Source organism: Hymenobacter sp. DG25B, assembly GCF_000801315.1.
Classification (GTDB): domain Bacteria; phylum Bacteroidota; class Bacteroidia; order Cytophagales; family Hymenobacteraceae; genus Hymenobacter.
Window position 1 is genome coordinate 127,683 of record NZ_CP010056.1, and the last position, 24,394, is coordinate 152,076.

18 protein-coding genes and 1 pseudogene are annotated in these 24,394 nt (G+C 60.2%); 13 read left to right on the forward strand and 6 right to left on the reverse strand.

Going from position 1 to position 24,394, the window contains the following annotated elements; translation table 11 throughout:
* The first annotated feature begins 51 nt into the window (after positions 1-51).
* From PK28_RS17865 to PK28_RS17885, 5 genes are all read left to right on the forward strand, one after another.
* Positions 52-459, forward strand: coding sequence for a CesT family type III secretion system chaperone (locus tag PK28_RS17865; protein ID WP_044518099.1), 408 nt, complete (start codon positions 52-54; stop codon positions 457-459).
* Between the two features lie 4 nt (positions 460-463).
* Positions 464-1,168 (forward strand): PspA/IM30 family protein, encoded by a 705-nt coding sequence (locus PK28_RS17870; RefSeq protein ID WP_044518101.1) that lies wholly within the window; start codon positions 464-466, stop codon positions 1,166-1,168.
* Between the two features lie 74 nt (positions 1,169-1,242).
* The gene (locus PK28_RS17875; RefSeq protein WP_044518104.1) at positions 1,243-1,893 is read left to right on the forward strand and encodes a DUF1449 family protein; all 651 of its coding nucleotides are present in this window, start codon (positions 1,243-1,245) and stop codon (positions 1,891-1,893) included.
* A 203-nt stretch (positions 1,894-2,096) separates the two neighbouring features.
* The gene (locus tag PK28_RS17880) at positions 2,097-4,265 is read left to right on the forward strand and encodes a flotillin family protein (RefSeq protein WP_044518107.1); all 2,169 of its coding nucleotides are present in this window, start codon (positions 2,097-2,099) and stop codon (positions 4,263-4,265) included.
* A gap of 198 nt (positions 4,266-4,463) precedes the next feature.
* Positions 4,464-9,365 (forward strand): DNA repair ATPase, encoded by a 4,902-nt coding sequence (locus PK28_RS17885; protein ID WP_044518110.1) that lies wholly within the window; start codon positions 4,464-4,466, stop codon positions 9,363-9,365.
* 6 nt (positions 9,366-9,371) lie between these two features.
* On the opposite strand, the gene PK28_RS17890 is transcribed toward PK28_RS17885, so the two are convergent.
* Both PK28_RS17890 and PK28_RS17895 read right to left on the reverse strand, forming a co-directional pair.
* Positions 9,372-10,097: a LytR/AlgR family response regulator transcription factor gene (locus PK28_RS17890; protein WP_044518112.1), complete on the reverse strand. Its 726-nt coding sequence runs from the start codon at positions 10,095-10,097 to the stop codon at positions 9,372-9,374.
* Positions 10,066-10,839, reverse strand: a complete 774-nt coding sequence (locus tag PK28_RS17895) for a sensor histidine kinase (RefSeq protein WP_231576260.1) — start codon at positions 10,837-10,839, stop codon at positions 10,066-10,068. The genes PK28_RS17890 and PK28_RS17895 overlap by 32 nt, the downstream gene beginning before the upstream one ends.
* A 511-nt stretch (positions 10,840-11,350) precedes the next feature.
* Between PK28_RS17895 and PK28_RS17900 the strand changes: the two genes are divergently transcribed.
* The 3 genes from PK28_RS17900 (at position 11,351) to PK28_RS21060 (ending at position 15,892) form a co-directional block, all read left to right on the forward strand.
* Positions 11,351-12,271 carry an ABC transporter ATP-binding protein gene (locus PK28_RS17900; protein WP_044518117.1) on the forward strand — a complete coding sequence of 307 codons (921 nt, stop codon included), beginning with the start codon at positions 11,351-11,353 and terminating at the stop codon, positions 12,269-12,271.
* Positions 12,272-12,420: 149 nt separating this feature from the next.
* Positions 12,421-14,172: an ABC transporter permease gene (locus PK28_RS21055; protein ID WP_231576261.1), complete on the forward strand. Its 1,752-nt coding sequence runs from the start codon at positions 12,421-12,423 to the stop codon at positions 14,170-14,172.
* Positions 14,173-14,296: 124 nt separating this feature from the next.
* Positions 14,297-15,892, forward strand: coding sequence for a M1 family metallopeptidase (locus PK28_RS21060; RefSeq protein ID WP_048826593.1), 1,596 nt, complete (start codon positions 14,297-14,299; stop codon positions 15,890-15,892).
* 42 nt (positions 15,893-15,934) lie between these two features.
* Here the strand turns inward: PK28_RS21060 and PK28_RS17910 are convergent, their stop codons facing one another.
* From PK28_RS17910 to PK28_RS21290, 4 genes are read right to left on the reverse strand one after another with little or no spacing between them, the layout of a single operon-like run.
* Positions 15,935-17,152: a sensor histidine kinase gene (locus tag PK28_RS17910; RefSeq protein ID WP_048826595.1), complete on the reverse strand. Its 1,218-nt coding sequence runs from the start codon at positions 17,150-17,152 to the stop codon at positions 15,935-15,937.
* Positions 17,119-17,268, reverse strand: a complete 150-nt coding sequence (locus PK28_RS20620) for a hypothetical protein (protein ID WP_156126564.1) — start codon at positions 17,266-17,268, stop codon at positions 17,119-17,121. Before PK28_RS20620 ends, PK28_RS17910 begins: the two co-directional genes overlap by 34 nt.
* Positions 17,258-18,160: a sigma-54 interaction domain-containing protein gene (locus PK28_RS17915; RefSeq protein ID WP_316931993.1), complete on the reverse strand. Its 903-nt coding sequence runs from the start codon at positions 18,158-18,160 to the stop codon at positions 17,258-17,260. Before PK28_RS17915 ends, PK28_RS20620 begins: the two co-directional genes overlap by 11 nt.
* Positions 18,135-18,626, reverse strand: a complete 492-nt coding sequence (locus PK28_RS21290) for a response regulator (RefSeq protein WP_316931994.1) — start codon at positions 18,624-18,626, stop codon at positions 18,135-18,137. Before PK28_RS21290 ends, PK28_RS17915 begins: the two co-directional genes overlap by 26 nt.
* A 305-nt stretch (positions 18,627-18,931) precedes the next feature.
* Here PK28_RS21290 and PK28_RS17920 point away from each other — a divergent pair, with 305 nt between their 5' ends.
* The 5 genes and pseudogenes from PK28_RS17920 to PK28_RS21180 all read left to right on the forward strand — a co-directional run bounded on the left by PK28_RS17920 (position 18,932) and on the right by PK28_RS21180 (position 24,271).
* On the forward strand, positions 18,932-19,945 hold the full coding sequence (locus PK28_RS17920) for an HlyD family secretion protein (protein ID WP_316931995.1): 1,014 nt from the start codon (positions 18,932-18,934) through the stop codon (positions 19,943-19,945).
* Positions 19,930-20,190, forward strand: a complete 261-nt coding sequence (locus tag PK28_RS21295) for a permuted SH3 domain-containing protein (RefSeq protein WP_316931996.1) — start codon at positions 19,930-19,932, stop codon at positions 20,188-20,190. The genes PK28_RS17920 and PK28_RS21295 overlap by 16 nt, the downstream gene beginning before the upstream one ends.
* Before the next feature lie 210 nt (positions 20,191-20,400).
* A pseudogene (locus PK28_RS17925) lies at positions 20,401-21,089 on the forward strand (ABC transporter ATP-binding protein).
* Between the two features lie 45 nt (positions 21,090-21,134).
* Entirely contained in the window at positions 21,135-23,564 is a 2,430-nt protein-coding gene (locus PK28_RS17930; protein WP_044518190.1) for an ABC transporter permease, read from the forward strand.
* A gap of 572 nt (positions 23,565-24,136) precedes the next feature.
* Positions 24,137-24,271: a hypothetical protein gene (locus PK28_RS21180; protein WP_262489746.1), complete on the forward strand. Its 135-nt coding sequence runs from the start codon at positions 24,137-24,139 to the stop codon at positions 24,269-24,271.
* Positions 24,272-24,394 lie beyond the last annotated feature (123 nt).

The window sequence follows — 24,394 nt, forward strand, 5'->3', positions numbered from 1 at the left end:
GCTTGCCTCCGTGTTCCGCTTGAGTTTCCTCCGCATACATTATATATATAGATGGCCAACCACTACTTCCCGAAAATTCAGAACTACCTGCTGGAGCTGGGCTTCGATATCCGGCACGTGGATGCAGCCGCCAACCTGATGGTGGTCAGCAAGCCCGAGCTGGGTATTGAGCACCTGGTGCTGGGCTGCGGGGAGCCGCTCCTTATTATGGAGCAATACCTGCTGGATCTGCCCGAGCCTAACTGTGAGATCTACCAGCAGTTGCTGCAGAAAAACCGCGACATCATTCACGGAGCCTTTGTGCTGGATGAAACCGGCCGCAAGGTCATCTTCCGCGATACGCTCCAGCTGGAGCACCTCAACCGGCCCGAACTGGAGGCCGTCTTTAACTCCCTGGCTTTGTTGCTCAGCGAGTTCAGCGACGAGCTGATTGCGTTTTCTAAAACCCCAACCGCCTAACGCCATGAACCTATTCAACCGCATCTTCAAAATCGGCCAGGCCGAAGCTCACTCTGCCGTCAATCAGCTGGAGGACCCCATTAAAATGACCGAGCAGGGCCTGCGCGACCTACGCCAGGACCTGGACAAGGCCTTGCACGCCCTGGCCGAGGTGAAAGCTCTGACTATCCGCTCCCGCAACGACGCCGAAACCGAGCGTAGCCGCGCCCTGGACTACGAAAACAAGGCCGTGCTGCTGCTGCAGAAAGCGCACCGGCAGGAGCTGGAGCCCGCTGAGGCTGACCGCCTGGCCACCGAGGCCCTGCTGAAAAAAAACCAGCACGAAACCCAGTCCTCCCGGGCCGCCCAGGACCAGGAGAAGTTTGAGACTTCGGCCCAGCAGCTTAGCCAAAACGTGCAGCAGCTCAAGCAAACCATCAGCCAGTGGGACAATGAGCTCAAGACCCTGAAAGCCCGGGTGACGGTGAGCACCGCTACCAAAACCATCAATCAGCAGCTGGCCCAGCTGGATGCTTCCGGCACGGTTACCCTGCTGGAGCGCATGAAGGAAAAAGTGGCCACGGAAGAAGCCTTGGCCGAATCCTATGGGCAGATTGCCCTGGAAAGCCGCACTCTGGATCAGGAAATCGACAAGGCCCTGCACCTGCACGGCGCCGGCCAGGTATGCGAGGACCTCAAAGCGCTTAAATCCAAACTAGGGCTGGAATAAACAGGCATCTCCTTCCTGTGAGGTGCGCGGAACCCTGCCCTGCCTCCCTACCTTTACCCTGCCCCCTTCTCCCGATGACTGAACTTCTCCACGCCGCTGTTTCCCCGCCCAATATCGGCCCCACGGCCGTGCTGGTGTTTGTGCTGCTGTACTGGATGACCGTTATCCTGGGGCTTATCGATTTCAAGACCCTGGACCTGGACACCGACCACGAGGTGCACACCGGGCACCACGCGGACGGCACCTCCGGCACGGGGGTGGACTGGCTGAACAACGCCCTGGTGTTTTTTAACCTGGGCCGGGTGCCGCTGATGGTGTTCCTCAGCCTGGTGGCACTCCCGCTCTGGGTGGGCAGCATCCTGCTCAACCACTACCTGGGCAATGCCTCCCTGCTACTGGGCCTGCTCTTCCTGGTGCCGCTGCTTTTCGGTAGCCTGCTGATGGCCAAAGTGTTAACCACGCCCTTTGTGCACCTGTTTGCGGCCATGGAGAAAAACCAGGATGCCGGCGGCCAGCCCCTGGGCAAAGTATGCACGGTGCTGCTGCCTACCAGCCGGGAGCAGATGGGCCAGGCCAGTGTACGCCTGCTGAACGGCTCCCCGCTGGTGCTGAACGTGCGAGCCGCCTCGTCCACCGCCCCGCTGCGGAAGGGCGACGCCGCCCTGGTGATTGATTATGACGCCGTGCGGCGTTGCTACCTGATTGAACCCTACGAGACTATTTAACCCCTGCTATACTGAACCCATGTCTGCCCGTCCCCCGCGCAAGCCAGGTAAGCTGGGCCAATGGCTGGAGGCGCTATGCTTCGTGCTCGAAATTCTGCTTGCAATCCTGGAGTAATCCTGTCCTTTTCGGTGCCTGAACTCTTGCTCAGGTCTGTGCCTCATTCTTCTCTTTCCCGCTTGATTCTACCCTTACCCCTACTTACATGTTAGAAGAACTTTCCCTGGCGGTGATTGTCATCGTCGCCGTCCTGCTGCTGGGCTTTATTGCCATCGTCGTTAAAATGTACCAGAAGGCCGTGCAGGGCGAGGCCCTGGTGCGCACAGGCCTGGGCGACACCAAGGTTTCGTTTTCCGGAATCTTCGTGGTGCCAGTGCTCCACAAGCTGGAGGTGATGGATATCACCCTGAAAAACATGGTAATAGCCCGGGGCGGCTCCGAGGGCCTGGTCTGCAAAGACAACCTCCGCGCCGACGTGAAGGTGAACTTCTTCGTGCGGGTAAATAAAACCCACGATGACGTGGTGCAGGTGGCTCAGAGCATCGGCTGCCGCCGCGCCTCCGACCCCACCGCCCTGGAAAACCTCTTCGACGCCAAGTTCTCCGAGGCCCTGAAAACCGTGGGCAAGCAGTTCGACTTCATTGAGCTCTACAACTCCCGCGAGCAGTTCAAGCTCGAAATCCTGCGCATCATCGGCACCGACCTGAACGGTTACGTGCTGGACGACTGCGCCATTGACTACCTGGAGCAGACGCCCCTGGCGGCCCTGAACCAAGATAATATTCTGGATGCTGAGGGCATCAAGAAGATTGTGGCCCTGACCTCGGAGCAGAAAATCCAGGCCAACTCCATTGCCCGCGAGATGCAGAAAACCATCAAGAAGCAGGACGTGGAGGCCCAGGAGACCATTCTGCAGCTGGACAAGCAGCTGATTGAGAATCAGGAAAAGCAGAAGCGCGAGATTTCCAACATCCGGGCCCGGGAGCAGGCCGAGACGGAAAAAGTGCAGCAGGAGGAAAAGCTGAAAGGCGAGCGGGCCCGCATCACCACCGAGGAGGAAGTGGGCATAGCCGAGCAGAACCGCGACCGGCAGGTGCTGGTGGCCGAGCGCAACAAGCAGCGCACCGATGCCGTGGAGACTGAGCGCGTGGCCCAGGCCAAAGCCCTGGAAGCCAACGAGCGGGAGCGGATTGTGGCCCTGGCCCAGATTGAAAAGGAAAAGGCCCTGGAAGAAGAAAAGAAAAACATCCAGACCATTATCCGGGAGCGGATTGTAGTGGAAAAAGCTACCGTTCAGGAAGAAGAGAAAATCAAGGATACCCGGGCTCAGGCCCTGGCCGAGCGCGACAAGCTGGTGGCCATTACGGCCGCCAAGCAGGAAACGGAATCGGCCACGGTGGCCATGGTGGGCAGCGCGGATATGGAGCGCCAGGCCGCGGAGTTCCGCGCCAAGCAGGCCCTCATTGATGCAGAAGCTGAAAAAGCCTCGGCCGAGTTTAAGGGCCAGGCCATCCGGATTTTGGCCGAAGCCGAAGCCAGCAAAGCCACGGCCGTGGGCCTGGCCGAGGCCCAGGTGATGCAGGCCAAAGCCACGGCCCGCCAGAAAGAAGGCGAGACCGAAGCCAACGTGCTCCAGCTCACCGCCGCCGCCGAGGCGCAGGCCATCCAGTCGAAAGCCGGGGCCCAGGCCGAGGCCGATGAGAAGCTGGGCATGGTTGCCGCCAAAGTAAACCGCGAGAAAGGCCTCGCCGACGCCGACATCATCCAAGCCCGCGCCGATGCGGACCAGAAGAAAGGGCTGGCGGAAGCCGCCGTGTCGGAGCAGAAGTTTGCGGTGGAAGCCAAAGGCATCGAAGCCAAGGCCGACGCCATGAAAAAGCTCGATGGGGTGGGCAAAGACCACGAGGAGTTCAAGCTGCGCCTAGACAAGGACAAGTCGGTGGAGCTGGCCCAGATCAGCATTCAGAAGGACATTGCTGCCTCGCAGGCCGAGGTTATCGGCGAGGCACTCAAAGCCGCCAAAATCGACATCGTGGGCGGGGAAACGATGTTCTTCGACCAGATCATCGGCTCCATTACCAAGGGCAAGATGGTGGACCGCACCGTGCACAACAGCGAAGTGCTGGGCACCGTGAAAGACGCTTTCTTCTCCCTGGACGGCGGCGGAGACTTTAAAACCAACCTTCGCCGCTTCGTGGATCAGTTCGGTCTGAGCAGTGAGGAAATCAAAAACCTCAGTGTGTCGGCCCTCCTGCTGAAGATGATGAACCAGGCCGGGGATGATGCTACCCGCAGCACCATCACCCAGCTGGCCAGCACGGCCACAGCCCTGGGCATCGGCGACAAGCCCGCCCGGATGCTGGAGCTGAAGTAACAACTAATTACCCCAGCTAGAAACTAAAGCTAGCTCCCCTCCTCAGCTGAGGAGGGGTTGGGGGTGGTTGAAAAGTTAGAGCTAGTAACTAGAATTAGTCTGTCCTTCAACGATTATTCAACCACCCCTAGCCCCTCCTCAGGTGAGGAGGGGAACTAGTTGCTAGTCTTAGCTCTAGCTTAGCCCGGCGCTACCCTTATGGAACAGACTACCCAACTCGAAACCGGCACCTACGAAATCCTCCGCAACCGCCTGCATAAGAGCAGCGCCGAACTGCGCCAGCGCCTGAACGCGCTGAACACCGAGCGCAAGCAGGTGTTCGGGGCCGTGGACACGCGCCTGCTGGGCACCGGCCGCATCACTACCGAAAACAACTGCCTGGCCTGGGACATGGTGCCGGTGGGGCGGCGGTTCATCTTCGGGTACAACGTAGTGCTGGGGCTGAAGGCTGAGCCGGACCTGACCGACGTGTTTGGGGTGTACGAGTATGCCGGGCACGAATTTCACCCGCTCGGCCTGGAGATGCTGCAGAACCCGCAGTTTCTGGAGGAGTTTCGGAACCTCTACCGCTACTACAAGAACACCCAGTTCGTGAAGTTTGCGTTGATTGGGCAGCACCTGTTTATGGTCTTCCGGGTGGGCAAGAGCAGTTCCGATGTGAAGACGTTCAAGTGGCTGATGCAGGGCGACGCGCTCAGCTACATTGATAACCGCTCCGACCACGAGTACACCTTCCCGCCCCAGCACGAGTTTCAGTGGAAGCGCGCCACCCGCGACATGCAGCGCGGCGGCAAGCACCCCCACATCAGCATCGAGGACAAGGTGTTCGTGGAAACCATCGGCGGCGACCTGACCATTAAAGTGGAGGACAACACCAGCACCGGGCAGGGTATTCTGAGCGAGCCGGTGGACGACAAGGACCAGACGCTAGACGACTCAGAAATCTACTATGCAGTAGTTGGCAATCTGATTCTGCTCAAAATCCGGCCCTACCAGGAGCAACAGTACCGCTACTTCATCTTCAACCACCGGCTCAAAACCGCCCAACGCCTCGATGCCCTGGCTGATGCCTGCGTGCTGCTGCCCGACGGGCAAGGGCTGATATTCCCCCACGGCTTCTACCTGCAAACCGGCGACAACAAGCTCTTCGACAACGGTCTGCGCGAGATGCTGTTTGAGAAGCGCGTGGTGTCGCCCAACGGGGAGGATTTTCTGTACGTGTTCTTCAACAAGGACCAGGGCACCTACCTGCTGCTGAGCTACAACCGCATTGCCCAGCGCGTAGACAACCCCATTGTGTGCCACGGCTACGCCCTGTTTGAGAACGGGGAGCTGTGCTACTTCCGGGCCGACGACGAGCCCAAGAAGCACCACGCCGTGCAGATCTGGCAGACGCCCTACACTGCCCCGGATTTCCAGCTACCCGTCACCTCCGACTCCTACCTCTACAAGCTGGGCAACAAGGAGATTGTGCGGGCCATGAGCGAGGTGCAGGAAGTCCTGACGCTAACCAGCAAGGACGACTCCTACGCTGGCCTCTACCTCGACCTGATCCGCCAGACCACCTCCCTCACCGACAGCTACCATTGGCTGCGGGAGCCGGCCGCTCAGGCCCTGGCCGAGCCCCTGGGCGAAATCCGGCAGACGGCCACGGCGGCCGTGGAAGAGTTTGAGAAGGTGCAGAGCATTCGCAAGAACACGGCCCAGCAGACAGCCGCCGGGTTCCAGAAAGCCGACGAGCTGACCGGCCGCATCCGCCGCTCTGCGCCCGACACCGTCACGGAATTTGTGCAGCTGCTGGGTGAGCTGCGCGGGGTGCGGGGCGAGGTAATTTCGCTCAAGGAGCTACGCTACGTGGAGCTGCCAGCCGTGGAAAAGCACGCAGTTGGCCTGGAGGAGCTGAGCAAGGAAGTGGCTATGCAGACGGTGGACTTCCTGCTCCGGCCCGATGCCCTCCTACCCTACTCCCAGCGCGTGCAGGCCATTGCCGACGGCGTGGAGCAGGTGCAGAAAACGGTGGAGGCCGACCAGCGCGAGCAGGAAACCGCTGCCGTGGCCCGGGAGCTGGAGCTGCTGATTGAGGTAGTGAGCAACCTGCCCATCCCCGACCCCACCCAGACTACGGCCATCATCGATAACATCTCGACGGTGTACGCTCGCTTCAACCAGATTCGGGCGGCGCTGAAGCGGCGGCGGCAGGCCCTGGCCGGCACAGAGGCCCAGGCCGAGTTTACCGCCCAGCTCAAGCTGCTGGAACAGGCCCTCACCAACTACCTCGACCTGGCCGACACGCCCGCCAAGTGCGACGAGTACCTGACCAAGCTCATGGTGCAGCTGGAAGAGCTGGAAGGTAAATTCCCCGACTTCGACCAGTTCATTGAGCAGCTCACCACCCGGCGCGAGAAGGTAGTGGAAGCCTTCGAATCCAAGAAGACGGCTCTGGTAGCCGCCCGCAACCAGCGCGCCACGGCTTTGCTGCAAAGCGCCGAGCGGCTGCTGAAGGCGGTGCAAAGCCGCCTCACCCGGCTGGAATCGGTGGCCGACATCAACGGGTACTTTGCCGCCGACGTGATGGTGGAAAAGGTGCGCCAGACGGCCCAGGGCCTACTCAATCTTGGCGACTCGGTGAAGTCGGATGACGTGCAGAGCCGGCTGAAAACCCTACGTGAGGACGCCGTGCGCCAGCTCCGCGACCGGGCCGACCTCTACGCCGACGGCGGCCAGACCCTCAGGTTCGGCCCCCATGCCTTCACGGTGAACACCCAGCCCCTGGAGCTGACCGTGGTGCTGCGCGACGGCGACCTGCACTATCACCTCACCGGCACCAACTTCTTCCAGAAGATAACCGACCCTGCCCTGCTGGCTTCCCGGCCAGTCTGGGAGCAAACCGTGGTGTCGGAAAACCAGGACGTGTACCGGGCCGAGTTTCTGGCCTGGCGCATTTTGCAGGCCGCCCAGCACCCCGCGCCCGCCGATCCGGAAGCGGGCCGTCCGGCCGTGCTGTCGGTAACAGAGCTGGGCCATCTCAGCCCAGCCGAGCTGCTGGCCTATGTACAGCAGTTTATGGGCGCGCGCTACCAGGAAGGCTACCTCAAAGGCGTGCACGACCACGACGCGGCCCTGCTGCTCACGGCCCTGGTGCGCCTCACCCGCACGGCAGACCTGCTCCGCTACCCCGCCGACACTCGCGCTGCCGCGGCCCTCTACTGGCTGCGCTTCGCCGACCCCGACCAGCGCGCCCACTGGGAGCGGCAGCTGCAAGGCATCGGGGTGCTGCTCCAGGTCTTCCCCGATTCGCAGGAGTTCGACGAGCTGAAAACCGAACTGCAAACGGCCGTGGACTACTTCGCCGAGCAAACCGGTTTGTTCACGCTAAGCCAAGTAGCGGAGGCCGGCGACTACCTCTTCCACGAACTGACCCACACCGGCACCTTCATCATTGCCGCCGAAGCCGCCGAGCTGTACCAGCAGTTTCAGAAGCAGCTGCAGGAGCGGCAAGCTACGGAGTTGTTTCAGCAGTCGGTGACGGGCCTACAGGACCAGCCCGCCGCCCAGCTGCCCCTGATTCGGCAGTGGCTGCAGGCCTACCTGCGCCAGGCCCCGGCCGCCGCTACCCTATCGGATTTCTGCAACGAGTGCGCGATATTGTTGCTGACGGGCACTTATGATTCGGCGCGGGTGGTGCACACCCCCCTGCGCGAAACGCTGGCCGACTTCCAGGGCACTCATGCCCGCCTCGCCGACGACCGGACCTACCAGCTCAATTTCCCCGATTTCCGCCGCCGCCTGCTGCACTACGACCGCGCCACGGTGGCGCAGTACGAGCAGTTTCAGGAGGTGAAAAAGCAGCTGCTGGCCCGGGCCGCCGAGGACATGCGCCTGGAAGACTTCCGGCCCCGCGTGCTCACGTCCTTCGTGCGCAACCGCCTCATCGACCAGGTGTATTTGCCCATCATCGGGGCCAATCTGGCCAAGCAGATCGGGACGGCGGGTGAGGGCAAGCGCACCGACCTCATGGGCCTGCTCCTGCTCATCTCGCCGCCCGGCTACGGCAAAACCACGCTCATGGAGTACGTGGCCAACCGACTGGGCCTCATCTTCATGAATATCAACGGGCCGGCCATCGGGCACGCCGTGACCAGCGTAGACCCCGCTCAGGCCCCCAATGCCGGGGCGCGGCAGGAGCTGGAAAAGCTGAACCTAGCCTTCGAGATGGGCGACAATGTGATGATTTACGTGGATGACATCCAGCACTGCAACCCCGAGTTTCTGCAGAAATTCATCTCGCTCTGCGACGCCCAGCGCAAGATTGAAGGCGTATACCAGGGCCGCGCCCGCACTTACGACTTCCGCGGCCGAAAGGTGTGCGTGGTGATGGCCGGCAACCCTTACACCGAAAGCGGCGACGTATTCCAGCTGCCCGACATGCTGGCCAACCGCGCCGATATCTACAACCTCGGTGACATTCTCACGGCCGGCTCCGAAGACGCCTTCCGCCTCTCCTACCTCGAAAACGCCCTCACCAGCAACGCGGCGCTAGGTCGGCTGGCCACCCAAAGCCCCCAGGACGTGCCCGCCCTCATCCGCCTCGCCGAAACTGGGCAGCAGGACGGCCTCAGCTTCGAGGGCAACCACTCGCCCGAGGAGCTGAACGAGTACGTGGCGGTGCTGCAAAAGCTGCTGCGCCTGCGCGACGTGGTGGCCCGCGTAAATGCCGCCTACATTGTCAGCGCCGCCCAGGCCGACGCCTACCGCACCGAGCCTCCCTTTAAGCTGCAGGGCTCCTACCGCAACATGAACAAGCTGGCCGAGAAAGTGCGCCCCGTGATGAACGACCAGGAAATAGAACAGCTCCTGGCCGCCCACTACGAAAGCGAAGCCCAAACCCTGACCAGCGCCACCGAAGCCAACCTGCTCAAGCTGCGCGAACTGCTCGGCTGGCTTACCCCCGAGCAAGCCGCCCGCTGGCAGCAAATCAAGCAAACCTACCTCGACAACCTCCGCAATTCCGGCGCCGGCCAGCTCCTGCAGATGCTGGATAAGCTGGAAAATATTGCCGGTGGGCTGAGCGGGATTCGGGAGGTGCTGAAGCGGGAATAAACCTATCTACCGAGCATTCAGCATTTTATAAAACGCCTCGGCATATGTATCACTGATAGGAATGATTTGGTCGGTAATCTGAATCCGGTTTTTCTCGATGTGGTCAATTTTATCCAGCGCGACGAGAAAGGACCGGTGCACGCGGGCAAAATCCTGGGCGGGCAGCAGCTCTTCCAGCTTGGCAAAGCTGAGCAGCGTCATAATTTTCTCCTCCCGGGTATGAATCCGTAAATAGTCTTTCATCCCCTCCACAAAGAGAATGTCGCGGGTCGCTACTTTCTGGATGCGGTGGCCCACCTTGAGAAAAATATACTCCTGTTCCGTCTTCGCATCCACTTTTTTTGTCTGCTTTTCCGGGGTATGGCGGGGGCTTTGCTCCTGGTACAGGCGTAGTACGGCTTTGTAAAACCGCTCGAATGTGAAGGGCTTGAGCAGGTAGTCCTTCACTTCCAAGTCGTACGCTTTCAGCGCGTACTGGTCGTAGGCAGTGGTCAGGATAATCATGGGTTTGGGGTTCAGCATCGGAATGAAGCTGAGCCCATCCAGGTCGGGCAGGTTGATGTCCAGAAACAGCAGGTCGGGCTTGTCTGCTGCCAAATGAGCGGCGGCCTCCAAAGGACTCGCGTAGCACCCTTTCAGCTCTAGGAACGAGACTTTTCGGATGTATTCTTCCAGGATTTCCTGGGCCAGATACTCGTCCTCAATGATGTAGCAGGTGAGCTTGTCTTTCATGAGCCGGGAGGTGAAGGCCTTGGATGGTAAGCTGGACCGTAAAGGTTTCGCCGGTGTTCTGAATGGTCAGCGTATGCTGGCCGGGATACAATAAAGCCAGCCTTTTCCGAACGTTGGGCAAGCCGATGCCCCCGGGTTCTTCGAGCGGATTGGCCGAGTGCTTGCCGATGGGGTTCTGCACGCGGAAGGACAGCGTATCCTCCTTTACCTCCACCCTCACCTTCAGGTCGCCGGGTTCCAGGCGGGCGGGGCTGTGCTTGTAGGCGTTTTCCAGCAGGTGGATGAACAGCAAGGGAGCAATGGAGCAGGCTTCGGTTTCCCCCACTATCCGGAGGTCGACCACCGGACTGTTCCGGTACCGGAGCTGCTGCAAGCTCACATAATCCCACAAATAGTCCATCTCCCGGGCCAGGGGCACCGTGGCGGCATTAGACTCATAAATCATGTAGCGCATGAGCGAGGCCAGCTGCATGACCGCCTCCGGGGCGGCCGGGGCCTGCTTGTACACCAGCGTGTGGATGTTGTTGAGGGTATTGAACAGAAAGTGCGGGTTAATCTGCGACTTCAGGTAGGAGAGTTCGGCCTCCACGGCCTGTTTCTCCAGCTGCTCTTTCCGGATGGTATTCAGGACCAGCGTCTCGGTTACCCGGGCCAGCCAGCTCAGGAAGAGAAAGATGGGTACCGTCGTGACCAGGTACATCGAATAAAACCCAAAATCGAAAGGCTTTTGGTGGAACAGCAAGAAGGCCAACGGCCCGCTTAACGCAATTCCCCCCAGCCGGAGCCAGTATCCGCTGTCTTTTCTCCGACCTGCATACTGAGTCAGGAGGTAGAAATGGAGGTAGAAAACATACAGACAGGTGGCAATGAACCCCGCCGCGGTGCTACGCCAGTGGGCCTCGGTATCACTTTTGAGTTGCAAAACCACCAACATGGTGAACAAGACCCAGACGGATAGGTGAATCAGCCGGAATATTTTTTTGACGCGGTCCATAGCACAAAGGTGGGTTTTCGTGCCATAACCAGGCTACCGTTTCTACCAGCTGCCAAGGCTAATCTACGAGATGGGAAAAGAAGACGGCCAGTGCTTTGGCAGCAGCAAAATCCTCTTTGGTCGATTACTTCCCCGCATCAGCATATCAGTTTTCCCTATCCGGGCCGGTAATCCTTGCTTCGTTCTGCAAATGAGAAACAACGCATCTGTTACGGTGCCTCGCTTCCTCCAATAGATTCACCGAAGCAAATTAGCTGAAATGGAAAATCACCCGTGTAGCCTCTCCATCCGCAATGTTTCCAAACAATATGCGAATGGCGTGCAGGCGTTGCAAGATGTGTCTTTGGACATTCCGCCGGGCATGTATGGGCTGCTGGGGCCGAATGGCGCTGGTAAATCCACCCTGATGCGCACGCTTGCTACGCTGCAGGAGCCCGATGAAGGGCACATCTTTTTAGGCGACCTGGATGTGGTGAACCAAAAGGAAGAAGTGCGCCAGACGCTGGGCTACCTGCCTCAGGAGTTTGGCGTGTATCCCAAAGCCAGCGCGGAAGAGCTGCTGGACTACTTCGCGGTGCTGAAGGGTATTACCAACCGAGCAGTGCGCAAAGAGACTACTGAGGCCTTGCTCAAGCAAACCAACCTTTGGGACAAGCGCCGGCAGAAGCTGGGTGGCTTTTCGGGCGGTATGAAGCAGCGCTTTGGCGTGGCGGTGGCCTTGCTGGGCAACCCGCGGCTGCTCATTGTGGACGAGCCCACGGCGGGCCTCGACCCGGCCGAGCGGGTGCGGTTCCTGAACCTGCTCAGCGAGCTGGGCGAAAACAGCGTGGTCATTCTCTCCACGCACATCGTGGAAGACGTCTCGGAGCTGTGCACGAATATGGCCATCATCAACCAGGGCCAAATCCTGCTGGAGGCTGAGCCCCTGGAAGCCGTGGCCTCCCTCAAAGGCCGTATCTGGCGCAAGCTGACCGATAAACGCGCCCTGCCGGCGCTGGCGCAGGAGCACCAGATTATTTCCGCCAAGCTACTCAGCGGCCGCACCCTGGTGCACGTGTACAGCCCGGAGATGCCCGGCACCGGGTTTGAGCCGGTGGAACCGGACCTGGAGGATGTCTACTTCAGTGCCATGACGGGCTGCTTCGGCCCGGTTAGTCAGCAGCCGAAAGCGGAGGGGTAGCGCTATGAAGTTCCAACGGATTTTTGCGCTGGAATTCAGCTACCAGGTGCGCCGGGCCACTACCTGGCTTTACTTCGGGTTATATTAGTCATCACCTTTCTGGTAGTCATCGCCAACTTTGCTTCGGATGCGCGGATGGGTACATTTTATTGAATGCGCCCATCGTCATAGCTGCCGTCACGGTTATCAGCTGCGTGTTCTGGCTGGTGATAGGCGCCTCCGTGGCGGGCGAGGCGGCGGCCCGCGACGTGCAGACGCGCATGCATTTGCTCACCTACGCGGCCCCCGTCAGCAAAGCCGCTTACCTGGGCGGGCGGTACTTGGCCGCCTTGGCCCTGAGTGTGCTCCAGCTGCTCGCCATCCCGGCGGGCATGGTGCTGGCCATGCACTTTGCCGGGGTAGAAGCCGAGATTCTGGGTCCGTTCCGGGTGGCGCCCTACCTGACTACCTTTTTCTTTATCGCGCTGCCCAACGCTTTTTTCGCGACGGCCCTGCAGTTTTCGGCGGCAGCGCTCAGCCGCCGGGCCCTGGCCAGCTATCTGGTCGGCGCGGCCCTGTTCGCGGCGTCCTACACGCTCTGGCCGTTGCTGGAAAAAGGGGGAGAATGGGGCAATCTGGCCGACCCAATGAGTTTCGGCCCGGTGCTAAGCCATCTGTCCCTTGACTGGAGCCCGCTGGATAAGAATACGCGCCTGTTCCTGCTGGAGGGCTCCTTTCTGGCCAACCGCCTGCTGTGGCTCGGCATCTCGCTGGGCCTGCTGGCGTTTACCTATCTCCGGTTTCAGTTCGTCTTACCCGAATCCGGCCAAAAACAGAAGCCTGATACACAGCCACCATCAGCTGGGGCAGCCCGGGAGCAACTACGCTGGGGAACCGGGCAAACGCTACCAAAGTCGAGGGGAACGTATGGCTGGTCCACGCAGCTGCTCCAGTTGCGCGTTATCACCTGGGAATCCTTTCGGCAGCTGGCTAAAAGCAAGGCCGGGCTGCCCCTGCTGGCCGCCGTGGCCCTGCTGGTGGGCGCCGTCATCCCCAACAACCTGAAGGGCCGCGGCACGCCCCTGCTGCCCCGAACCGACTTTGTCCTGGATTATCTTACCGCACCCCTGACGCAGCCGGAGCGTTTCTGGCTACTCATTGCCCTGCTAACCATTTTCTATGCCGGCGAGCTGGTCTGGCGGGAGCGGGAATCCGGCCTGAGCGAAATTGCCAACGCGGCGCCCGTACCGGAGTGGGTTCTTTTCCTGAGCCGCTTTCTGGCGCTCAACCTGGTGCTGGTGGGGTGGCTGGCCTTCCTGATGACGGCCGGCATGATGGCGCAGGCGGCCATTGGGGCGCTACGCCGGAAATCGGGCTGTACCTGCAAACTATTTTCGGGCTGCAGCTGGTGGATTGCCTGCTTTTCGCCCTGCTGGCCCTGCTGGTGCACGTGCTGGTCAACCAGAAATTCGTGGGTCACCTGGTGGCGCTCCTGGCCTATGCCTTTATCGCCTACGCTCCCACCCTGGGCATCGAGCATAAGCTTCTCATTTATGGCGCCAGTCCGCGGTGGACGTATACTGACATGGCTGGTTTTGGTCCTACGCTGGGGCCCTGGCTGTGGTTTAAAGGGTATTGGGTTGCGTGGGCCCTGCTGCTGGGGGTGCTGGCGCGGCTTTCCTGGGTGCGGGGCCGGGAGAGTGGTTTGGCTGCGCGGCTGCGGCTGGCCTGTGGGCGCTGCACTCGTTCCACCGTGCTGGTTTTCGGGGCGGCCGGGGCCGGCATCCTTTTGTTTGGCAGCTTCATCTTCTATAACACCAACGTGCTGTATGACTACCTCAGCGCCTCAGATACAACCAAGCAGCGTGCCGCCTACGAGCAGCGCTACCGCCGGTACCGGAACGTGCCCCAGCCCCGGCTGACCGGCGTAAACCTGCGGGTGGAAATCCATCCCCGGCAGCGGGCGGTGGACATACAGGGCACTTACCTGCTGGTGAACAACAGCCAGGCCCCATCGACTCCATTCATCTGGCGACGGGGGCAGGCGTGGAAACCGCCGCGCTTCACTTCGACCGGCCAGCCAAGGAAGTGTTCTGGGACGCGGAGCAGGGCTACCGCATGTACGCCCTGGCCACTGCCCTGCGCCCCGGCGATTCGCTGCGCCTCCGCTTTCAGGTAAAGTACCAGGCCCGGGGTTTTGCCAACCACGGCGCCGACGCCCAGGTGGTGGCTAACGGCACTAGTTTCCGGAACCTGGAGTGGCTGCCGGTCTTCGGCTACCAGCCCTACCGGGAGCTGGACGAGGCCGGCGCCCGGAAAGCGTACGGCCTACCTCCCCGGCCCGCCACCTACTCGCTCTACGACGGGATGGCCCGCTGGTACGCCCCGTTTCCCGAGCGAATCCGCTTGGAGGCCATCGTGGGCACGGATGCCGACCAGACGGTGGTAGCGCCGGGCACGTTGCGCCGGACCTGGACCCAAGCGGGCCGCCGCTACTTTCATTACGTCACGGATGCTCCCATCCGGAATGAATACGCCTTTTACTCGGCCGGCTACGCGGTGCAGGAAGGCACATGGCGCAACCCCTCGGCCGGCCCGGGGCAGGCGGTGGCCATCCAGGTTTACTATCCACCGGGGCAGACCGAAAACCCGGCGCGCATGGTCCGCAGCGCCCAGGCCTCGCTGGACTATTACACCCGGCAGTTTGGGCCTTACCTCTACCGGCAGCTCCGCTTTGTGGCCCATCCCAGCTACGCCTTCGGTCACCACGCCGCGCCCATCGACATTACGGCCGAAGAGGGATTTTTCTTGCTGAACCCCAAGGCTGATGAGCGGGGCTTTGACCTGGTGACAGCTGTGGTGGCGCACGAGGTGGCGCACCAGTGGTGGGGAAACCAGCTCAAACCAGCCTACGTAGAGGGCGCCGGCCTGATCACCGAAAGTCTGGGGTGGTACTCGGCTATGGGCGTGCTGGAGGATAAATACGGCCCGGAGCACCGGCAGGCGCTGCTGCGTTTCCTGCGGGAGGAGAATGAGACCCCGCGCACCCGGGCCGCCAAACCGCTGCTGCAGGCTGACGACTTTTACCAGAACTACCGCAAAGGGCCCTTGGCGCTGTACGCCCTAAGCCAATACATGGGCCGCGAACAGGTAAACGGGGCGCTCCGGCAGCTGCTGGCCAGGCACCGCCCCGGGACGGTTCCCTATGCCACGTCACTGGACCTTTACCGGGAGCTACAGGCGGCCGCCCCCGACTCGCTTCAACCCTTGCTGCACGACTTATTCGAAGCCAACACCTTCTGGGAGCTGGCGACGGAAAGCGCCACCGTCAAACAACTTAAAAGCGGCCAATGGCAGGTGACGCTCACCCTGCAGGCTAGCAAGCTGGTCGTGGACAGCGCCGGCACCGAGAACAGGCTACCGATGAAGGAGTGGGTGGAAATCGGAGTTTATGCCCCCGCCGAGTTGGGAAAGGAAATTGGCAAGCCGCTCTATCTTCGAAAGCACCTGATCAAATCCGGCCAGCAGACTCTTGTGTTGACGGTGCCTGGCCGCCCCGCTACCGTTGGCTTCGATCCCCAAAATTTGTTAATGGAATGGAAGACAGAGGATAATTACCAAGCAGTGAAACTCAAAGATTAGCGCTTGGCGAGCTTATCCATGAGAGCTCACAAGGGTATTGGGCTACAATTCCAGCATAAAGGCGGTGCCTTCCCCGGGCATGGTTTGAACCTTAACATTCCCGCCGTGCAGATGCATAATCTGCTTCGCCAGGCTCAGGCCAATGCCGGTACCCCCGGGGCGGGTGGTAAAGAAAGGAATGAAGATGCTGTCCAGCACCTCGGCCGGAATTCCCGTGCCATTATCGATTACCTGTAGGAGCACCCGCCCACTTTCCAGTGCCTGCGCCTTCAGACGAATGCGGGGGTTGGGGCGCAGTCGCACCGCGTAGGCGGCGTTAAGCACCAGGTTGATGAGCACCTGCTCCAAAAGATGAGCATCAGCCTGCACCTGTAAGCCCGCGGGTTCTACGGAGGTGATGAGCTCAATGTCGCCTTCGGCCAGCTGAGGGCTCATCAGCCAGCGGATATTATCAAATAATTCCTGCACGTAAACCATCGTAAGCCGCGGCGCGCTGATGGTGCTGAAGTCCCGGTAGACCTGCGTAAAGCGGAGCAGCCCTTCGCTGCGGTTCTGGATAATGCTGATGCCCTCCACGACATCGGCCAGCATGGTGCGCACGGCCTCGGGTGCCTGCTCCAGCTCCTGGCTTAGGTCGCGGCGCAGGGTGTCCGCCAGGGAGGCAATTGGCGCCACCGAGTTCATGATTTCGTGGGTCATCACGCGCAGCAGCTTCTGCCAGGCTTTGGTTTCGTTTTCCTCCAACGCGTGGCTCACGTTTTTGAAGGCCACCAGGGTAAATTCGCGGCCCTGCAGGCGGAAGGCCGTGGCGGATAGCAGCAGCTGCATGGTTTTATCACCCACGCTCAGCTTCACGATGGTGGAAGCGCCCGGCTCCAGCTGGCTGATAGCATCGTAGAGCACCGGCAGCCGCTTTTGCAGCGTGAAAATGCTCTTCAGGTAGGGCAGCTCCAGCGTGCGCTTAAAGGATTCATTGATCGACTCAACTTCCCCATTGGCATCGTAGGAAATAATCCCCGTATCGATGAGCTGCAGCACGGTTTGCAGGTAGGTAAACTGCGCCTCCCGCTCGGCTCTTAGCTGGCGGTAGGTGGCGTTTAGCTGGTTGAAGGCCGCGTGCAGGGGGCCGTTGGGGTGGGCCTCGTTGTAGTGCTGGGAGAAGTCGCGGTACTGCACGGCCAGCAGGAAATCGGCCAGCGCCCGGGTGCTGCGCGTAACGTGACGGCTTAACTCCCATACCGCCAGCCCGAGCAGCAGCACCGCCACCCCAGCAAGCCGTATCGGGCATGCTCAAAAGCCCGCTCGGCCGCATAGAGCAGCGCAAACAGCAGCAGCAAGCGCAGCGCAATGCTTATTTCCGGCCGCTTAAAGGTCATGTTTTTCGAGGCGACGATACAGGGCTGTACGGGTGAGCCCTAGTTCCTTGGCGGCTTTGGTAATGTTGCCGTGGTGGCGCTCAATCACGCGCAGAATGGTGTGTTTTTCCACTTCGCTGAGCTGCAGCGGGCCTTCGTGCTTTAGCTCAGCGGCTGCTGAACCATCCGTTTCCATGGCCGAGAAATGGAAATCCTGCGGGCGCAGGGTGGGGCTGTCGGCCAGAATCACGGCGCGCTCCACGGTGTGCTGCAGCTCGCGCACGTTGCCGGGCCAGCTGTGCTGCCGCAGCTTTTGCAGGGTGGCGGGCTCAAATTCGGGCAGGGGCTTGCGGTTGCGGGCGGCGTAGAGGCCGGCAAAGTGGCGGGCCAGCAGCAGCACATCATCGCCCCGGGCCCGCAGCGGCGGCAGGGTTATCTCCACCGTGTTGAGCCGGTAGATCAGGTCCTTGCGGAAGCGCTGCTGCGCGGCCAGCTCGTAGAGCGGGGCGTTGGTAGCGGAAATCAGCCGGATGTCGATGGGCAGCGGCACGTTGCTGCCGAGGGGAATTACTTCCCGGTTCTGCAGGGCCGTGAGCAGCTTGGCCTGCTGGGCCAGGGAGATATTGCCGATTTCATCCAGAAACAAAGTGCCGCCCGAGGCCGCGGCAAACCGGCCCACCCGGTCCTCGCGGGCATCAGTGAAGGAGCCTTTTTTGTGGCCAAACAGCTCGCTTTCAAAGATGCCCTCGCTCATGGCGGCCAGGTCGGCGGTGACGAAGGGCCTGGCGGCGCGCGCAGACCGCTGGTGCAGGGCTTTGGCCACCAGCTCCTTGCCTGTACCGTTCTCCCCCAGCAGCAGAATGTTGGCTTCCGTCGGGGCTACTTTCTCAATCTTGTGGAATACTTCCTGCATGGCCTCCGACTCCCCCAGCAGGGAAAACTCGGCGAAGGAGGCGGGGCGCCGGGATGCGGGGGGCCACGGAAGGTTTGCCCGCTTCCTTGGGCTCCAGGGCAGCCGTCAGGGTTTCGAGCAGCTGCGCGTTGTGCCAGGGCTTCACAATGAAGTCGGTGGCTCCGGCCTTGAGGGAGCGCACGGCCGTGCTGATCTCGCCGTGGGCGGTAATCATGATTACGGTGGCAGACGGGTCTTTCTCGCGGATGCGGCCCAGCCAGTAGAGGCCCTCGTTGCCGGTGCCGAGGGTGCTCTTGTAGTTCATGTCCAGAAATATGGCGTCGAAGTGCTGCTTGCTCAGCAACGAGAGCAGCAGCTCGGGGTTCTTTTCGGTCACCACTTCCTGCACCTCGGGCTTGAGCAGCATGCGCACGGCAAACAGGACGTCCGGGTCATCGTCAACCACTAAAACACGTGCTTTCTTCAATATCATGGACTCTACCGAACTAACTAACCTGGGGCCTGCACCCGTCCCGGGTGCGAAGCACCGCAATCCTAACCATAATTATACTAGTTTCTGAAAAGGGCTTTCCTGGCGGCGAAAGGCAGTTTTCAATGAGAACGACCGGCAAGACTGTATCACAAGCGGACGCCTGGTGTATCAAAAGCGTACGGTTTTGAAAGCCACAACATCTTGCTCCGTTTTAATTTACTGATTTTCAGTTACTTGTTTAATTGGCATTGTTATGTGTATGGGTTGAATGGGCCTTTTGAAAGGGGCCAAGTAAGCACATGGATATTACCATCGAAAAGAAAACCTGGACCCCAACTCGCCTGATCCTGTTAGGCGTGCTGGTGCTACTGGTCGCGGCCGTGGCGGCCAGCCTACTGTCTTCGGCGGGCCCGGCCAAGCTCAACGTGGACCCCGAGCGGCTGACTATCAGCCCGGTTACCCGCGGGCCGTTCCAGGAGTTTGTGCCCGTTGATGGCGTGGTGATGCCCATTAAAACCATTTACCTCGACGCACCGGAGGGAGGCACCGTGCAGCGGATTCTGGTGGAGGACGGGGCGACCCTCACGGCCGGCCAACCCATCATTCAGCTAGCCAACACGGACCTGCAGCTGGAAATGGTGAACCGCGAAACAGCCGTGTTCGACCTGATGAACAACCTGCAGAATACGCGCAACCTGCTCCAGCAAAACCGCATTCAGCAGCTTAACCACCAAGCCGAAATTGAAAACCAGCTGCGCGAAGCCAAGCGGGTGTATGACCTCAACAAAAGCCTGTTTGACCAAAAGGTAATTGCCCGGCAGGAGTACCTGCAAGCCAAGAATGCCTACGACTACCAGGTGCGGCGGCGGCAGCTGAGCCGGCAGGCCCTGCGGCAGGATTCCACGGCTATGCGCGAGCAAATCAACCAGATGCAGCAATCGGTAAGTCGCATGCAGAACAACCTGGCTTTGATGCGCCGCAAGCTCGACGACCTCACTATCAAGGCCCCCACGGCGGGACGCATCACCTCCCTTAACGCGGAAATTGGGGAGCTCAAAACCCGGGGTCAGCGCATTGGCCAGCTCGACATGCTGACGGGTTTGAAAGTGCGGGCCACCCTGGACCAGTACTACATCTCGCGCATCTTCCCCGGCCAGAAAGGCGAGATAACCGTGAACGGCAAACCTTATGAGCTGAGTGTGAAGAAGATTTACACGCAGGTGACGCAGGGCGTGCAGGTTGACCTGGAGTTTACCGGCGCCGTGCCCCCGATCTGCGCCGCGGCCAGACCGTGCCGGTGCGCCTCACCCTGAGCGACCCCACCGTGGCCGTGCGGGTCCCCAAAGGCGGCTTCAATCAAAAAACCGGCGGCAACTGGATTTTCAAGGTGAGCACCGATGGCACCAAAGCCTACAAAACCGACATCCGCCTGGGCCGCCAAAACCCGGACTATTTTGAAGTGCTCGAAGGCCTGAAGCCCGGCGACCGGGTTATCACCTCCAGCTACGAAGGCTATGAGAAGATGGGCGAGCTGGACCTGAAAGCGAATACCCAATAACGCAGAATAACACCCAGAACCTCATGCGGAGCGCCGCCGGAGCAACTCAGCCACGAGAGCCTGGTGAGTAGCTCGGTTCGCTGCAACGAAGCGGTAGTGATGTCCCGGCGGCACTCCGCATGACGGTTCTGTCTTCTAAAAATCAACGCCCGGCATTTCTCGCCGGTTGAAATAAGCACCTTTCCTTCCTAAGCCGCACTCCTTACTCCCATGATTAAAATCGAAAACCTCGAGAAGATTTACCGCACGGAAGAAGTGCAGACCAAGGCCCTGAACAACGTGTCGCTGACGGTGAATGAAGGCGAGTTTGTGGCCATAATGGGACCCTCGGGCTGCGGGAAATCCACCTTGCTCAACATCCTTGGGCTGCTGGATGAGCCTGATGCCGGCCGCTTCACTTTTTCGGGAATTGAAGTGGCGCACGCGCCGAGCGCCGCCGCGCCGAGCTGCGCAAAAAGCACATCGGGTTTGTGTTTCAGAGCTTCAATCTGATTGAGGAGCTGACGGTAGCCGAAAACGTGGAGCTGCCCCTGATTTACCTGGGAGTGGGGGCGGCCGAGCGCAAGGAAAAGGTAGCCAGGGTGCTGGAGAAGATGCAGATTATGCACCGCCGCAACCACTTCCCCCAGCAGCTTTCGGGCGGGCAGCAGCAGCGGGTGGCGGTTGCCCGCGCCGTGGTCAACAGCCCCAGTTTGATTCTGGCCGACGAACCCACCGGCAACCTCGATTCCAGCAACGGCAACGAGGTGATGGAGCTGCTTACTGAGCTGAATGAGGCCGGCACCACCATTGTGATGGTCACGCACTCGGAGCACGATGCCCGCTACGCCCACCGCGTCATTCGCCTGCTTGACGGGCAGGTGGTGCTCGAAAACATGCAGCCCGCCTTTACGGCCTAAGTCTCCTTTTTGCCTTTTTTCTGCGCCGCTCAGCCGCTTGCCGCCATGTTTAAGAACTATTTCCTCGTTGCCTACCGGAACCTCATCCGCCACAAAGGCTTTTCCTTTCTCAACATTGCCGGCCTGGCCCTGGGCCTCACGGCCTGCCTGCTGATTGGCCTGTTCGTGTACGACGAACTGCAGTTCGACAAGTTCGTGCCCGGGGGCGAGAGGATTTACCGCGTCTACACCGAGAAGATGAACTCAGAGACGCCGGAAATCCACGCGCCGGTGGCGCCGGCCTACGCCACCACGCTCAAGCGCGAATTCCCCGAAGTGGAGCAAGCCACGCGCATTCTGATGCAGTCGACCACCAATCTGCTGGAAGTGGGCGAGAAGAAAATTTACGTGGAAGACGGCCTCATTGTGGATTCCACTTTCTTCGGGATTTTCCAGCTGCCCTTCAAGTACGGCTCGGCCGCGGGCGTGCTGGACCGCCCCACCTCCCTGGTGCTAACGGACGAGGTGGCCAAGACCTTTTTCGGCAACGAAAACCCGGTGGGCAAGGAAATCAAGATAAACAAATCGACCTTCACCGTGACGGGCGTGCTGGCTGATAAGCTGTCGAAATTCCACTTGAAGGTCAAGTTCCTCATTCCGCTGTCGGCGGCGCAGATTCCGGCTTCCCGCATGAATAAGTGGGGCTGGCAGCAGTTTTACACCTACGTGAAGCTGCGGCCCGGCGCCGATGCCCGCCAGCTGCAGGCCAAGCTGCGCACCTACCTGGAGCAAAAAGTGCTGCCCACCCTTCCTACCGACGAGAAGCTGGATTACCTGCCGGTGCTGCAACCCTTGCACCAGATCCACCTGTACTCGTCCACCTTCAAGTATGAGCAAAACGTGAAGGGCAATATCACCTACGTGAAGGCGCTGAGCTTTATCGCGGCGTTCATACTGGTTATTGCGGGGTTCAACTTCGTGAACCTGGCCACGGCTAAGTCCATGCAGCGGGCCAAGGAAGTGGGCATTCGCAAAACCATTGGGGCCAGCCGCCAGCAGCTGATGCTGCAGTTTCTAAGCGAAACCGTGCTGCTCACGCTGGTGAGCGTGGTGCTGGCCGTAGTGCTCACGGCGCTGCTGCTGCCGTGGCTGAATGCCTTCACGGGCAAAACCATGACGTTTGACCTGTTCCGGAATCCGGCGCTGCTGGGCATTCTGGTGGTCCTGACGCTGGTGGTGGGTTTAGTGGCCGGTTTCTACCCGGCGCTGGTGCTGTCGAGCTTTCAGCCGGTGAAGGTGCTCAAAAGTGCGGTGGTGACGGACGGCATATTTGGCCGGGTGCAGTGGCTGCGGCACGGGCTGATTGTGGTACAGTTTGCGCTGTCAGTATTCCTGATTATCTGCGCCATTATTGTGTTCCGGCAGGTGAGCTATTTGCACAACAAGGACCTGGGCTTCAACCGCGACCAAATTATGTTCTTCCCCATGCGGGGTGATAACATGACCCAGCACTACGAGGCCTTCAAACAAGAGCTGGAGCAGGTGCCCGGCGTGGCTTCTGTGAGCATTGGCTACGGCTTCCCCGGCGACCAGGTGGCCGGTGACGGCATCAAGGTGCCCAACAACGGCGAGCTGAAAGAGCATGGGACCACGCAGCTGATGGTGGACTTCGACTACCTCAAGACCCTGGGCCTGCAGTTGGTGGCGGGCCGCGACTTTTCGAAGGCTATGAAAACCGACAAAGACCAGGCTTTCATCATCAATGAAACGGCGGTGAAAGAATTTGGCTTCGGTACCCCCCAACAGGCCTTGGGCCGCACCATGCAGTGGGAGGTGTGGAACGACAAAAATCCTGATTCTCTGAAAACGGGCAAGGTCATCGGCGTGGTGAAGGACTTCCACTACAAGAGCCTGTACGATAAGCTGGAGCCGGCCGTGCTGCAAATCTTCCCTGGCGCCTATTGGAAAGTGGCCGTGAAGCTGAAGGGCGAAAACCTGGGCAGCGCTATAGACGGCGTAAAGCAGGTGTGGACCAAATTCAGCCCCGACAGCCCCATCGAATACAAGTTCCTGGACCAGAACTTTGACGAGATGTACAAAGCGGAGGACAAGCTCAAGTCTCTGCTCTGGGTTTTCACGGGTATTGCCATTTTTGTGGGCTGCCTGGGATTGTTTGGCCTGGCCACCTACGCGGCAGAGCGCCGCAAGAAGGAAATCGGCATTCGGAAAGTGCTGGGGGCTAGTGTGGGCAACATCGTGTCGCTCTTGTCGAAGGAGTTTATGGTGCTGGTGCTGGTGGCTGCCGTCATTGCCTTCCCTGCCGCCTGGCTGGCCATGAACACCTGGCTGCAGGACTTTGCCTACCGTATTGATATACCCCTATGGGCTTTCCTGGCGGCCGGCGCTATTGCGGCCGTGGTAGCTTTTCTCACGGTGGGCTACCAGGCCGTGCGGGCTGCCACCACCAACCCGGTAAACAACCTGCGGGCTAATTAATCCAGATTTATACCCCACGTACCATGGGTTTAACTTTTGCGCTCCGCCCCTACCGAACTTGCTTCTGCTTCCTTCAGTATCTTTTGCGTTTCGGCTCTTTGAGGTGGTCTAGCTAAGCCGGACACAATGGGGTATTCAGGTACTGCTGCTTACACAGGTTCTCCTTGTTCGGCAACCACGACAAATAGCCTTCGTCCTCAATAAAGTGGTACGGGCGGCGGCTGTAGGGCCGGAGCATATCTTCTTCGTCCGGCCGTTAGGATAGCCCTACCCTTGCCTTGCGCGAGGCTGGCCTGGATGATGTCCCGGGCACGGGGCTCTCTTCCAGGTGGAGACGGCTCGTGCCCGCCCGGATGGCGCTGCCCCAGCCACCCGTGCCCGGTTTAGCACCTGCGGACCGATGTGGCAGGGATGCGTCGCCTGGAATTCTTTAGGCAAAGGCGAACTGATGACCAGCAGGCCCCGCAGCAGGCTGCCACCATAGCTAGTGGTTCCCGATTACCGAAGGTCAAGCCCAGGCTGGTGGCCTGGTTGAAGTGCCAATGCAGGCGTTTGAGTTGCTCGTCGCCTTGATGCAAATACGGGTTGGTATACTGCCGGCCGTGGTAGTAAAACTCTTGTTCCGTAATCTGGTACGCGCCAGACTCGATCCGGATAACCAGCTGCTGCTGCGGCTGCCCTGTGGCCGCGATTTGCGTCAGGAGTAAGTCAAGGTCTTCGGGCTGGGCTTCGTGGAGTTGCTGCGTGAGCTAGTCCAGCCACCCCACCGCACTCCCCATCTGGCGACGTTCCCGCTGGAGCAGATACGCACTGAACGCCTGAATAAACGG